We start from the raw sequence: 12,954 nt of genomic DNA, 5'->3' as shown, positions 1-12,954 counted from the left end.
CCTCTCAGCCCTTGACGGCGCCCGCGACGAGACCGCGGACGTAGTACTTCTGGATGGCGGCGTAGAGCAGCAGGCACGGGATCATCAGCAGCACCGCGCCGGCGATGACGTAGCCGAAGTCGGTCTGGCCGAAGGCGCCGGAGGAGATGTTCTGGATGGCGACCGGCAGCGTGAAGAGGTCCTGCCGGGTGAGGAAGGTCAGCGCGCCGAGGAAGTCGCTCCAGGCGCCGAGGAAGGCGAAGAGGAAGACCGTGGCGACCCCCGGGACGATCATCGGCCGCAGCACCGAGAAGAGGATGCGGAACGGGCCGGCCCCGTCGATCCGCGCGGCCTCGGTCACCTCGCGCGGGATCTGCGCGAAGGAGTTGCGCATCAGGAACACCCCGAACGGCAGGTTGAAGGTGAGGTAGAAGAGGATGATCCCCAGGTGCGTGTCGGTCAGGCCGAGCGCGTTCATCTCGAGGAAGAGCGGGGTGAGCACCGCCTGGAACGGGACCATCATCGTCAGCAGGATCAGGCCGAAGGCGACGTTCGAGCCGCGGAACGGGAAGAGCACCAGGGCGTAGGCGGCGAGGGTGGTCACGACCACGCTGAGCACGGCGGTGCCGAGCGAGATGATCAGCGAGTTGACGATGTAGGTCCCCGCGCCGATCGAGCCGAGCAGGCCGGTGTAGTTGTCGAGGGTCAGGTTCGAGAAGGACTGCTCGGCGGCGGGCGCGACGATCTGCGCGCCGGGCTGGAACGAGCGCAGGATCGACCAGCCGACCGGCGCGACGAACGCGACCGAGACCAGCGTGCCGAGCACGACGTAGAGGACGGTGCGGAGCCGGGCGGCGGGGGTGCTGCGGCGTCGGACCGGCACCGGGGCGGCGGCGGGCGGCGGCGGGCGGACGGGCGTCGGAGTGCGAGGGGGCATCAGTCGTCCTTCATCACGCGGAACTGGAGCAGCGTCAGCGCGGCGGCGATGACGACGACCACGAACGACAGCGCGGTCGCGTAGCCGACCTGCAGATCGCCGAAGGCCTTGTTGTAGACGTAGAGCATCACGGTGAGGGTGCCGGTGCCCGGCCCGCCGCCCGTGATCACGTAGAACTGGGTGAAGGCGAGGATCGCGCCGACGAAGCCGAGCACGCTGAGCAGCCCGAGGTAGCGCTTCACCAGCGGCACCGTCACCAGGAACTCCTGCTTCCACCGGCCGGCGCCGTCGATCGCCGCGGACTCGTAGAGGGCGTCGTCGATGCCCTGCATGCCCGACATCAGGACGATCATCGTGAAGCCGGAGCCGACGTAGGCGCCGAGGAGGACGATCAGCGTCGTCGCGCTCGTCGCGTCGAGCAGCCAGGCCGTGGGCGCGTCGGTGAGGCCCAGGGCCATCAGCACCTGGTCGAGCGCGCCGCTGTCGGGGCGGAACTCGAGCAGCGCGACGAAGCTCAGCGAGGTGAGTCCGATCACGTAGGGCACGAAGACGGCGGTGCGGATGATCCCCGCCCCGCGCCGGTTCGAGCGCACCAGCACGGCGAGCAGGTAGCCGACGACGATGCCGAGCAGCGTCGAGACGACGGCGAAGCCGAGCGTGTAGAGCACGGACGCCCAGAACGTGGTGTCCGAGAAGGCGGTCGTGTAGTTGTCGAACCCGACGAAGCCGACGGTGCCGACCAGCGGCCAGTCCGTCACCGAGATCACCACCGCGAAGATCAGCGGTACGACGACGAAGACGACGACGAGCACGAGGGCGGGCAGGATCATCAGGAGCCCGGTGCGGGCGTCCTTCTCTCCGAGGGCGACGCTCATGCCTGGTTCACCTCCAGGACGCGGGCCGTCTCCTCCTGGCCGCGGTCGAGGACCGCGTCGAGGTCGTCGTCGCCGAAGACCGCGCCGCGGAACATCGCGAGCCACGGGGACTGCACGGTGTTGGTGAGCTGGGTGTACAGGGTGGTCGGGGCCGCGAAGCCCTCGTTCATCCGCTCCATCCCGGGGACCATCAGCGGGAACTCGTCGGCGAAGCCGGTCTCGAGCACGTCGTCGCGCACCGGGTACCAGCCGAGCGCGGCGAGCTCGGACTGCTGCTCGAGCTCGGTGACGAAGCGCATGAAGTCCCAGGCCGCCTCGGGGTTGCGCGCACCGCGCGGGATGGAGAGCACCGCGCCGCCGGAGAACTGCGAGACGCCGCCGTCGGGGCCGGGGAACGCGCTGACGCCGAGGTCACCGAGGAACTCGGGGGTGGCTCCGCCGACGATCAGATCGTAGGAGCCGGGGAAGAGGCCGACGGTGCCGTCGAGGAAGTCCTTGCCCCAGGCCGTGCCGCTGTCGGCCGAGGCGCCGGGCTGGGCGAGGCCCTCCTGCTCGAAGGTGCGGTAGAGCTCCAGGGTGCGCCGCAGCGGCTCGTTGCCCGCGACGGTCGCGCTCTGGCGGCCGACGACGCCGTCGTAGAAGGGGCTCTCGTCGGCCCAGAAGTGCGGCTGGATCACGTAGCCGAGGATGCCGGCGGAGTTGCCGGTGAAGGTCACCCCGGAGACGCCGTCGAGCTGCTGGAGCGCCCGGGCGTGGGTCAGGTACTGGTCGAAGTCGGTCGGTCCCTGCTCCGGGTCGAGGCCCGCCTGCTCGTAGAGGCGCTTGTTCCAGAACAGCTGCGACACGTTGGAGAGGGCGGGCAGGCCGTAGACCTTGCCGTCGTAGGAGGCGACGTCGAGCAGCGGCCGGTTGAGGCGGTCGGCGTAGGGCAGCGCCTGGATCAGCGGGGTCAGGTCGGTCAGCGCCTCGCGGGAGCTGAAGACCGGCGTGGTGACCGAGTCGGGAGCGACGACGTCGGGCACGGCGTCCGCGCGGATCGCCGTGGCGAGCTTGGTGACCATCTGCCCCTCGGGCAGCACGGTCAGCTCGACCCGGACCGCGCTCTGCGCCGCGTGGTACTTCTCGACGATCAGCTGGGCCGGCGTGAAGGCGACGCTGCGGCACCAGAATCGGATCGTGCCGCTCGGGGCGGCGGCGAACGAGGGCGCAGACACGTCGGCCTCGGGCAGCACGGCGGAGCAGCCGGTCAGGCCGAGCGCGGCCGCCAGACCCGCACCGCCGAGGGCGAGCGCGCGGCGGCGGGTCAGGTCGGGCAGGTGCGGGTCGAGCAGGCGGAGAGGAGAGTGCATCGTCGGTCCCTCGTCGTTCGGTCGGTGCGGGCGGTCGGGTGCGTGCGGGCGGGTGCGCGGCGGGTGGGCGCCGGATCAGGTGGAGTCGCGGACGATCAGCTGGCAGGGGTGCGCCTCGATCCCGGCGCGGGGGCGGCCGTCGATGGCCTCGAGCGCGCGGGCGCCTGCCGCCCGGCCGAGCTCCTCGAGGTTCATGTCGACCGTGGTGAGCGCGGGACGGGAGTTCATCGCCGCGGCGGCCCAGTTGTCGAAGCCGACGATCGCGACGTCGTGCGGGACGCTGACGCCGGCCTCGCGGAGGCCGTCGGCGACGCCGCGGGCGATCTCGTCGCTGCCGCAGAGCACCGCGTCGACCGGCTCGACCCGCTGGCGCAGCATCTGCGCGGCCTGGCGGCCCCAGGTCTCGGTCCAGTTGCCGTAGAGCGAGCGGTCGCCGACCAGGCGCAGGCCGAAGGAGGGCGCGTGCTCCTGGACCGCCTCGGCGCGGATCCGGGCGGAGTAGTCGAGCCGGGGCCCGGCGACGTAGGCGATGTCGCGGCGCCCGAGCGCGGCGACGTGCTCGAGGGCGAGCAGGATGCCCTGAGTCTGATCGACGACGACCGACATGTCGGCCGGGTCGTCGGAGGAGCCCATCACGTAGACGATCGGCACGCTGGTCGCCGGCAGCGCCGGGCGCGGACCGGTGAGGTTGGTCATCACGACGATCGCGTCGACGCCGCGGGCGGCGAGGATCTCGACGCAGTGCCGCTCGCGGACCCGGTCGCCGCGGGAGTTGCTCAGCAGCACCGAGGCCTGCTCGGCGGGGAAGGCGTCCTCGAGGCCCCACATCACCGGGATGCTGAAGCGGCCGATGTCGTCGGAGGTGACCAGTCCGATCGTGAGCACCCGCTGCTCCGAGGCCGGCCCGCTCGCGGCGGCCGGCAGCGCGAAGCCGAGCTCGGCGGCGGCGGCGAGGATCCGCCCGCGGGTGTCGCCGCTCAGCTGGCCGCGGTTGTTCAGCGCCTTCGAGACGGTGCCGACCGAGACGCCGGTCGCCGCGGCGACGTCGCTGAGGGTGACGCGGCGGGCGGGGAAGCTCATCGGGGTCGTCCTCTTCTCGTCGTCGAGAGCGCGGGTGCGCGTGACGGCCACGGTAGCTTGCGGCAACTTTCCGCGTCAAGGCAAACCTTGCCGTGTCTTGCGTTGAGGGACGCGGAGGTGTGCATCCCCTCCACGTCCGCGGCTCCGGGTTGAGACGGGCCGGGGATCTCGGCATCGTGGCTCCCTCATCGATCACGGACGGAAGGAACGACCCGATGCTCACGCTCACCGACAACGCCAGCACCGTCGTCAAGACCATCACCGGTCAGACCGAGACCCCCGTCGAGGGCGGACTCCGCATCAGCGGCGACGACCTCGACGCCCGCAACTTCGCCGTCGCCGTCGCGCCGGCCCCGGAGACCACCGATGCGGTCGTGGAGCAGGACGGTGCGCGGGTCTTCCTCGACGTCGCCGCCTCCGTGGCCCTCGGCGACAAGGTGCTCGACGCGCAGGTGGACGAGGGCGGCTCCGTCACCTTCGGCATCACGCCGCAGGGCTGACGCTCAGCCGCTCGAACGACGGAGGCCGCCCTCCCGCTGCTGCGGGGAGGGCGGCCTCCGTCGTTCCGGGCGGCTCAGGACAGGACGTCGCGGGTGGTGAAGCGCGCGATCGCCAGCGAGCCGAAGACGGCGACGTAGGCGAGCTGCAGGAGCGCGTTCTCGCCGAACGAGCTCCAGGCGATCGGGTCGCGGAGCAGGTCGGCGAAGTCGAACCAGCGGTCGGTGAACAGGAACGGGTGGAGGGCGTCGAGCTGCGAGAGCGAGCCGACGATCTGCGCCGCGATCGAGACGACGACGGTCGCGGCCATCGCGCCGACCGGGACGTCGGTGAGCGTCGAGACGAACAGGCCGATCGCCGCGAGGCCGACCAGCGAGAGCGCCGCGTAGACCGCGATCGCGAGCGCGCGGCCGATGGCGTCCGCGAGCGGGACGGTCGTCCCCGAGAGCAGGGTGACCGGGCCGGCCGGGAAGAGCGCCAGGCCGATCAGGATGCCGACGACCATCACGGTCAGCGCCGCGGCGAGGCAGAACGCGATCGCGGCGGCGAACTTGACCGCGAGCAGCCGGATCCGGCCGACCGGGCTGACGAGCAGATAGCGCAGGGTGCCGAGCGACGCCTCCCCCGCGATCGCGTCGCCCGCGACGACGCCGACGGTCAGCGGCAGGAAGAGCGGGACGGCGACCGTGATCGCCGCGAAACCGGTGAACAGGCCGTTGCCGGCGATCGCGCCGACGAAGGAGGGCCCGCCGCCGTCGCCGCCGGACAGCCGGACGGCGACCGCCAGCAGGATCGGGATGGCCGCGAGGGCGGCGAGCAGCGCCCAGGTGCGGCGGCGCCGGAAGAGCAGCGCCAGCTCGGAGGCGAGGAGCGAGCCGATGCCGAGGCTGCGGCGCGGACGGGCGGGGGCGCCGGTGTTGGTGGCAGCGGCGGCCGCAGTGGTCTCAGCGCTCGACATCGAAGCCCTCCCCGGTGAGCTGGACGAAGCGCTCCTCGAGCGAGGGGCGGCGGACGGAGAAGCCGCGCACCCGGACGCCCGCGGTGACGAGGGACGCGACCACGGACTCCGGAGCGGCGGTCGTCGGCATCGCGGCGACGACCAGCGGCGGATCGATCGGGTGCTCGGCGGGGACGAGCCGAGGTGCGAGCCCCAGCTCGACGAGGGCGCGCTGCGCGTCGACGACATCGGGCGTGAGCAGCTCGAGGGAGGCCGCGTCGCCGCGGAGCTCGTCGAGCCCGCCCTGCGCGACGAGGCGGCCGGTGCGCATCACGGCGGCGTGGGTGCAGAGCTGCTCGATCTCGGCGAGCAGGTGGCTGGAGACGAGGACCGTCGTGCCGTCGGCGTTGAGGCTGCGCACGAGCGAGCGGACCTCGCGGGTGCCCTGCGGGTCGAGCCCGTTGGTCGGCTCGTCCAGGACGATCAGGTCGCGCGGCGAGAGCAGGGCGACGGCGATGCCGAGCCGCTGCTTCATCCCGAGCGAATAGGACCCGACCTTCTTGCCGGCCGCAGCGGAGAGGCCGACGCGGCCGAGGGCCTCCTCCGCCCGGCTGTCGCGGCTGCGCGCGGAGGTGCCGGCCTCGGCCGCGTCGAAGCGGCGCAGGTTGGCGCGGCCGGAGAGGAACGGGTAGAAGCCGGGCCCCTCGACGAGCGCGCCGACCCGCGGCAGCACCTCGGCGGCGCCGCGCGGCATCGCCGTGCCGAGGACGGTGATGTCGCCCTCGCTCGGCGCGGCCAGGGCGAGGAGCATCCGGATGGTCGTGGTCTTCCCCGAGCCGTTGGGCCCGAGGAAGCCGAAGACGGCGCCGCGCGGGACGGCGAGGTCGAGACCCGACACCGCCTCCTGGCGCCCGAAGCGCTTGGTGAGGCCCCGGGTCTCGACCGCGAGCTCTCCGGTCGTCACCGACCGGCGGCGGCGGTCAGCGCGCCGACCGGGACGGCGCCCGCGAGGACGCGTCCGTCATCCGTGAAGAGGACCGTGAACAGCGCGGACGAGAGCACCCGGCCGCCGTCGACGGCCGTGGTCACGGCGTTCAGCTGGGCGAGCGACTCGGCGTCACCGGCCGGCAGCTCGACGATCGAGCCCCACCCGGTGCCGGTGGTGGTGACGCCGGAGTCGCCCTCGGGCGCGGCCGGGACGTCGGTGGCGTCGGTGGAGGGGTCCTGCTCGTGCGTCGGTGCGGCCTTCTCGGTGACCTCCGCGCCGACGGGCGGCGTGAAGGAGAACATCGCGGCGTCGGGCGCCGAGACGTCGAGGCTCGTGTAGGCGACGCTGAAGGCGGGCGCGGTGCCGCCGACGGGAGTGACGGCCACGCCGAGGGGCAGGCCGGTCTCGCCGTCGATCGAGACGGTGACCGAGCCGACGAGGGTGCTGCTGTCGCGCGGCGTGAGCACGAGCTCGTAGGCGTCACGGCCGGCGACGCGGACGTCGGAGCCGACGGCGACGGTGGTCGTCGGGTCGATCGCGGCGAGCAGCTGCTCGGCGATCGAGGACGGGGTCGGGATCTCGCCGGCGGGAGCCTCGGTCGGCGGAGCGGCCGTGTCGCCGGCGGGCGGCAGCAGGTGGGTCGCGGAGTTCTCGGCGGAGTCGTAGATCCAGACGCCGTCGGCCTTCGTCGCGACGACGTCGCGCTCGGCGAGGCGGTCGAGGACCTGCAGGCGCGCGCCGTGCTCGGCGTCGACGAAGACACGGGCCTGGTGAGAGCCGGTCGCGAGCTCCATCAGCGCGCTCGTCGCCGAGGCGTCGTCCGAGCCCTGCGCACCGGAGCCGGTGCTGCCGAGAGCGGAGAGGTCGGGGAGCCCGAGGGCGGAGGTCTGCTGGACCTCGCCCGAGAAGGCGGTGGTGTCGCTCTCGGCGACGAAGGTCAGGAGGTCGGCGGCGGACTTCTCCGGGAGGTCCCCGGCCGCGCTCGCGGACAGGGGCAGGGTGACGGCCGCGGCGACGACGACCAGGGGGACGGCGGCGGCGGGGACCCAGCGCTTCCAAGAGGTGCTCATAGTCCTCGACGCTACGCCTCGAATCGGCGCGCCGCCTCCGAGTGGGGCGCCGTCACGGCGGACCGTCAGGCGATGCGGTCGGCCGAGACGACGACGTTGTCGACGTAGTGGCCGTAGGAGTCGTCGAACACTCCCCCGCAGGTGATCAGGCGCAGCTGCGGAGTCGGGCTCGGGCCGTAGACGTCCTCGGTCGGGAAGTCCTCCTTGGGCACCGAGACCGAGCCGGTGACGGAGAAGGTGCGCGTGCTGCCGTCCGACAGGATCACGTCGACCGTGTCGCCGGGGACGAGGGCCGTGAGGTCCAGGAAGACGCCGGGGCCGATCCGCGAGTCCACGTGACCCGCGATGACGGAGGGGCCGATGTCGCCGGGGACGACGCCGTCCCGGTACCAGCCGGCCTCGTCGACCTGGACGGGCGGCTGGATCCAGCCGGTGTCGTCGCGGGTCAGCGACTCGAGGGTGGAGTCGACGCCGATCGCGGGGATCACGACGCGGACCGGGGTGACCGCCGAGCGCGCGGGAGCGGCGGCGGCGACCGGGTTCTGCAGCGCGCCCGCGTCACCCGGGGACGGGGTGGCCGGCGCCGTGGTGGCGGGGGCGGAGGAGGAGGAGGAGGAGGCGGACGTCGCCGCGGGGGCGGCCTCCTCCCCCGCGGTGGCGCAGCCGGCCAGGAGCAGGAGCGCCGCGAGGGCGGCTCCCGCTCCGGCGAGGCGGCGCATCAGCTCGCTCGGCCGGTGCCGACCGAGGAGCGGCGCGCGATCAGGGCGAGGGCACCGGCGACCGCGGCGAAGACGCCGAGGACCGAGAGCACGCCGAGGAGTCCGTCGACGAGCGGCGCGGCGGCGGACGTGGTGGAGGCGACGTGCACGGCGGTGGCGCCGCCTCCGGTCTGGATGCCGCCCGTGGGCAGGTCGCCGATGGCGGCCGAGTCGAGCACGGGCGAGACGACGAGGCCGTTCGAGGCGTCGTCGAGGACGAAGAGCGAGGCGACGGAGCCGGGCGCGAGGTCGAGGTCGGCCGTCGCGGTCACGGCACCGGCCGAGAGGTCGAGGCTCCACGGGCCGGCGGGGACGCTGGTGTAGCCGGTGGCGGTGCCCTGGGCGGCGCCGGTCGCGAGCAGCGTGCCGGTCGTCGTGGCGACGTCCACCTGGCTCGCGGTGGTCGAGGCCTGGACGACGCGGACCCGGGCCTGGCCGTCGGCGGGCGGGGTGAGGTCGTCGGTGAAGACCGTGGTGCGCAGTACGGCGTTGCGGCCGAGGGCGGCGACGGTCAGCGGGGTGCCGGCCGAGACGTCGACGGACTGCTCGATGACGGGGGCGGTGCCCTCGGGGGCGTCGGAGGGGACCATCGCGACGACGTAGGTGCCCGGCTGCAGCGTCCAGTAGGGCGAGACCGCGCCGTAGGCCACGCCGTCGAGCTCGAAGCTCGCCCCGCCGCCGCCGAGGGCGGTCAGGGTGACGTCGACCGACTTGGTGTCCGGCGAGAGGTGCGCGACTCGCACCCAGCCGGTGGCCGGCGGCGCCTCGGCCGCCGAGGCGGGCGCGGCACCGAGGGCGGCGAGCGCGGACACCGCGGCGAGGGCGAGCGCGGCGCGCGCGAGACGGAGGGGGCGGATCGGGTTCATGGCGGGTCCTTCGGGTGGGTCGTGCTACTGAGCGCCCGGGAGCAGCCCGGTCGGCTCATCGAGGTCGAGGGTGACGAGGAGACCCTCGGGGGTCGACTCGACGGACGTCGGGACGAAGTCGCCCGACTGGCTGCCGAGCCAGGTGGTCGCGCTCTGCAGCGCGGCGGCGTCGGCAGGGAGCGCGGCGCCGTTGTAGCCGGACAGGATCATCCGGTGGCGGACGCCGTCGACCTCGCTGGTGCCGACGGGGAAGTCGGCGACCGAGAGCGGGGTGAAGGCGAGCTGCTGGCCGAGCAGGAGGAGGAGCCGCGAGTCGACGCGGCCCCCCTCGAGCAGGGCGCGGGCGGCGTCGGTCGTGGTCAGCGCGGGGTTGGCCGCCAGCTGGCTGCCGGCCGAGGCGCGCGCGGCGGTCAGGACGGTGGCCGCGGCGGCGGCCTGATCGGTGCCCTGGTCGAGGACGCGGCGCACCTCCACCGCGGTGTCGCCGCTGCCGAAGCTCGCGACGGCCTCCGAGTTGTCGAGCGCCGTCTCGGTCTCGCCGGTCGCGCTCGCCCGCAGGCTCGGCGTGACGAGGATGTAGTCGGCCGCGCGCCAGGCCGAGTCGGGTGCCGCCGCGGAGAGCGTCGACTCCGACACGACGGTGTCGCCGGGGAAGCCGGCGTCGGTGACGTCGCCGACGAGATCGTCCTGCACCAGGAGCACCGAGGCGGGGTCGATCGTGTCCGCGACCCAGGCGACGGCGGCCTCGGTGGTGCCGGGAGCGGCGGCCGCGACGGGCCCGGTGGTGCCGCCGGCGTCTCCGCCGCCGTTCGTGATCAGCGGGACGGCGACGAGCGCGCCGCCGATGAGCAGCACGGCGGCGCCGATGCCGGCGACGATCAGGACGGTCTTCCGGCGGAGGCGGGGGCTGCCCTCGTCGTCCGCGGCCTCGGCGGAGACGGGAGCGCCGTGCCACTGGTGCGCTGTGGCGGGCACGGGCGGCGCGAGGAAGCCGGGGGCGTCGTCGTCGTCGCGGGTGTCGCCGTCGGAGTCGCTGCGGCCGGGGAACGGCGCGGGAGCGAGGAAGCGATCGCTGAAGATGTCCTGTGCGGGGTCCTCGGTGCGGTGCTGCGGCGCGGTGTGCTGCTCGGGTCCGCCGAAGGATTCCTGCGCGTACTGCTCGGGTGCGTCGTACTGCTCCGGCTCGTCGTACTGCTCCGGCTCGTCGTACTGCTGCGGCTCGTCGTGCTGATCGGGCTCGTCGTACGGCTCGGGCTCGACGTGCTGCTCGGGCTGGACGGGCGCGGAGCGGCGGGCCGGATCGGGCAGGAGCAGCCCGAAGGCGCCGCGGCTGCGGCCCTGGACCGGCACGAAGGAGGCGGCGTTCGGGTGCGGGAACTCGAGGTGCTCGATGTCGAGCTCGCAGACCTCGCCGATGACGGGTGCGAGGGCGGGGCCTTCGGCGTCGGTCGGCGCGAGGGCGAAGCCGCGGAGGAGCGCGGCGTCGACGGTCGGTGCCGGCGGGAGCGGAGGTGCGACGGGCGCTGCGGCATCGACAGGGGCCGGCGGCTGGACCGCGGACGGCGCGGAGGTCGACGGCTCGAAGAACTGCGCGTCGACCGGCTGCGCGTCGGCGGGCGGAGCCGCGGGCGGCCGGGGCGCGGCGAGGCGGGTGCCGTCGAACTCGAGGTCCGCGGGCTCCTCGGTCCCGGACCCCTCGGTCTCCTCCGCGGCGGGCTCGACCGGCTGCTCCGCGAGGGGCGGGGCGAGGACGGGCGGGGCCGGGGGTGCGGGCGGCGCCGGAGGCGCGTCGAAGAACTGCGCGTCGACGGGCTTCGGCTCGAAGCGCGACGACGGGGGCGGCGGCGCGATCGTCACCGCGTGCGGCTCCTCGACCTCCTCGGAGGGCGCGAAGTCGCGCGGGAGGTCGATCATCGGCGACGGCGCGGCGGGCGCCGGGGCGGGCGGCGGCGGGCTGCGGAACGCGCTGTGCGATCCTCCGCCGCGGACCGGGCGCGAGAGATCGGGGACGAAGGAGGCGACCCCCGGATGGGGGAATTCGAGAGCATCCGCGTCGAGTTCGCAGTACTCGCCGATCGCGGGCGCGGGCACGTCGAAGACGTACCCGGCATCCGCGTGCGCCGGAGCGGCGTGCTGCTCGAGGAGGGCGTCCCGGCGGGGAGCCTCCTCGTCACGCGCCGGAGCCGGCAGGTACTCGGTCACGTCGGGTTCGACTCCGTACGGGGGTTCCCCTTCCCCGGGGGAGTCGCTGCGCCGCGAGCGCGAGAACAGCTGCCGGGCGGCCGAGACGGCGGTGCGCGCCATCAGCGGCGGCTCCGTCCGGCGTCGTTCCGACATTCGAGGGTCACAGCTCCTCTTCGGAGCGGACGCGCCGATCGGTCTGGTCTGGCGCGCGTTCCGGAGTGCTGTCCCCACATGCTCATGAGGCGCAGTCTTCCGTATCCGCTGGCGCGAAAGGTACCGGAGGTGGCGCTTGTGATCTGTTCGTCACGCGGTCGACCCTGGGGAGGAGCCTCTGCGGGAGGGGTGCGCTGGAGCGGCCGCGGCGAGGATGATCGCAGGATGGACCTCCCGTTCCCCCTCCCCCTCGCCCCGATGCTCGCCAAGGCGGTCGCCGCGGTGCCCGCGCAGGACGCGGTCGACGGCGGTTACTCCTACGAGCCGAAGTGGGACGGCTTCCGGGCGATCGTCTCCGTCTCCGGCGGGGTCTGCGAGATCGGCAGCCGCGGCTCCAAGCCGCTCACCCGCTACTTCCCCGAGCTGGTCGAGGCGTTCCTCCGGCTGCTGCCCGACGGCTGCGTCCTCGACGGCGAGATCGTGCTGGCCACCGGGCCGGGCGGGGCGCAGCGGCTGGACTGGGAGCTGCTCTCGCAGCGCATCCACCCGGCGGCCAGCCGCGTCGCGACGCTCGCGGCCGAGACCCCGGCGATGCTCGTCGCCTTCGATCTGCTCGCCGTGGACGGCCGGAGCCTGCTCGACGAGCCGTACTCGGCGCGGCGCGAGGCGCTCGCCGCACTGCTGGAGGGGGTCACTCCGCCCGTGCACCTGGGCCGGACCACCGCCGACGAGGCGCTCGCCCGCGACTGGCTGGAGCGGTTCGAGGGCGCGGGGCTGGACGGCGTGATCGCGAAGCCCCTCGCCGCGCCCTACGCTCCGGGCAAGCGGACGATGCTCAAGGTCAAGCACCACCGGACGGCCGACGTCATCGCGATCGGCTACCGCGAGCACACCTCGAAGCCCGGGCTCGGCTCGCTGCTGCTCGGCCTGTACGACACCGACGGGACGCTGCGGCAGGTGGGCGGTGCCTCCGCCTTCACCGACGCCCGGCGGGTCGAGCTGATCGAGGAGCTCGCCGACGTCGTCGAGCGCGACGCGGACGGCGAGGCGGTGCGCGGTGACGGCGAGCGCAGCCGCTTCTCCGGGAGCCGCGACACCTCGTTCGTGCGGCTGCGGCCGGAGACGGTGCTCGAGGTGCGCTACGACCAGATGGAGGGGGCGAGGTTCCGGCACACCGTGCAGTTCGAGCGCTGGCGGCCGGACCGCGACGCCGGCTCGTGCACCTTCGCGCAGCTGGAGCAGCCGACGGCGTACGACCTGGGCGACGTGCTGGGCTGACG

The 12,954-nt window shown here is 73.9% G+C and carries 12 protein-coding genes; 2 read left to right on the top strand and 10 right to left on the bottom strand.

Annotated elements, in window-relative coordinates:
* Positions 1-4: 4 nt before the first annotated feature.
* The 4 genes from MT353_RS20770 to MT353_RS20755 all read right to left on the bottom strand — a co-directional run bounded on the left by MT353_RS20770 (position 5) and on the right by MT353_RS20755 (position 4,220).
* Entirely contained in the window at positions 5-916 is a 912-nt protein-coding gene (locus MT353_RS20770) for a carbohydrate ABC transporter permease (protein WP_243625812.1), read from the bottom strand.
* On the bottom strand, positions 916-1,791 hold the full coding sequence (locus MT353_RS20765) for a carbohydrate ABC transporter permease (RefSeq protein ID WP_243625811.1): 876 nt from the start codon (positions 1,789-1,791) through the stop codon (positions 916-918). Before MT353_RS20765 ends, MT353_RS20770 begins: the two co-directional genes overlap by 1 nt.
* A complete protein-coding gene (locus tag MT353_RS20760) occupies positions 1,788-3,140 on the bottom strand; it encodes an ABC transporter substrate-binding protein (protein WP_243625810.1) in 1,353 nt (450 codons plus the stop codon). The genes MT353_RS20765 and MT353_RS20760 overlap by 4 nt, the downstream gene beginning before the upstream one ends.
* 75 nt (positions 3,141-3,215) lie before the next feature.
* Positions 3,216-4,220, bottom strand: a complete 1,005-nt coding sequence (locus MT353_RS20755; protein WP_243625809.1) for a LacI family DNA-binding transcriptional regulator — start codon at positions 4,218-4,220, stop codon at positions 3,216-3,218.
* A gap of 215 nt (positions 4,221-4,435) precedes the next feature.
* Between MT353_RS20755 and MT353_RS20750 the strand changes: the two genes are divergently transcribed.
* On the top strand, positions 4,436-4,720 hold the full coding sequence (locus MT353_RS20750) for a hypothetical protein (protein ID WP_123446096.1): 285 nt from the start codon (positions 4,436-4,438) through the stop codon (positions 4,718-4,720).
* Between the two features lie 74 nt (positions 4,721-4,794).
* On the opposite strand, the gene MT353_RS20745 is transcribed toward MT353_RS20750, so the two are convergent.
* The 6 genes from MT353_RS20745 to MT353_RS20720 form a co-directional block, all read right to left on the bottom strand.
* Positions 4,795-5,676, bottom strand: coding sequence for an ABC transporter permease (locus MT353_RS20745; RefSeq protein ID WP_243625808.1), 882 nt, complete (start codon positions 5,674-5,676; stop codon positions 4,795-4,797).
* On the bottom strand, positions 5,663-6,619 hold the full coding sequence (locus MT353_RS20740) for an ABC transporter ATP-binding protein (protein ID WP_243625807.1): 957 nt from the start codon (positions 6,617-6,619) through the stop codon (positions 5,663-5,665). The genes MT353_RS20745 and MT353_RS20740 overlap by 14 nt, the downstream gene beginning before the upstream one ends.
* Positions 6,616-7,713: a hypothetical protein gene (locus MT353_RS20735; protein WP_243625806.1), complete on the bottom strand. Its 1,098-nt coding sequence runs from the start codon at positions 7,711-7,713 to the stop codon at positions 6,616-6,618. The genes MT353_RS20740 and MT353_RS20735 overlap by 4 nt, the downstream gene beginning before the upstream one ends.
* 65 nt (positions 7,714-7,778) lie before the next feature.
* Positions 7,779-8,432: a class F sortase gene (locus tag MT353_RS20730; protein WP_243599862.1), complete on the bottom strand. Its 654-nt coding sequence runs from the start codon at positions 8,430-8,432 to the stop codon at positions 7,779-7,781.
* On the bottom strand, positions 8,432-9,337 hold the full coding sequence (locus MT353_RS20725; protein ID WP_243599861.1) for a DUF4397 domain-containing protein: 906 nt from the start codon (positions 9,335-9,337) through the stop codon (positions 8,432-8,434). The genes MT353_RS20730 and MT353_RS20725 overlap by 1 nt, the downstream gene beginning before the upstream one ends.
* A gap of 24 nt (positions 9,338-9,361) precedes the next feature.
* On the bottom strand, positions 9,362-11,674 hold the full coding sequence (locus MT353_RS20720; RefSeq protein ID WP_243625805.1) for a hypothetical protein: 2,313 nt from the start codon (positions 11,672-11,674) through the stop codon (positions 9,362-9,364).
* A 225-nt stretch (positions 11,675-11,899) separates the two neighbouring features.
* Here MT353_RS20720 and MT353_RS20715 point away from each other — a divergent pair, with 225 nt between their 5' ends.
* Positions 11,900-12,952 (top strand): ATP-dependent DNA ligase, encoded by a 1,053-nt coding sequence (locus tag MT353_RS20715; RefSeq protein WP_243599859.1) that lies wholly within the window; start codon positions 11,900-11,902, stop codon positions 12,950-12,952.
* Positions 12,953-12,954: the final 2 nt, after the last annotated feature.

Source organism: Rathayibacter sp. VKM Ac-2927 (assembly GCF_022815525.1).
GTDB classification, from domain to species: domain Bacteria; phylum Actinomycetota; class Actinomycetes; order Actinomycetales; family Microbacteriaceae; genus Rathayibacter; species Rathayibacter festucae.
Note: the sequence above shows the minus strand (reverse complement) of the source record. Positions and strands in the feature narration are given on the sequence as shown.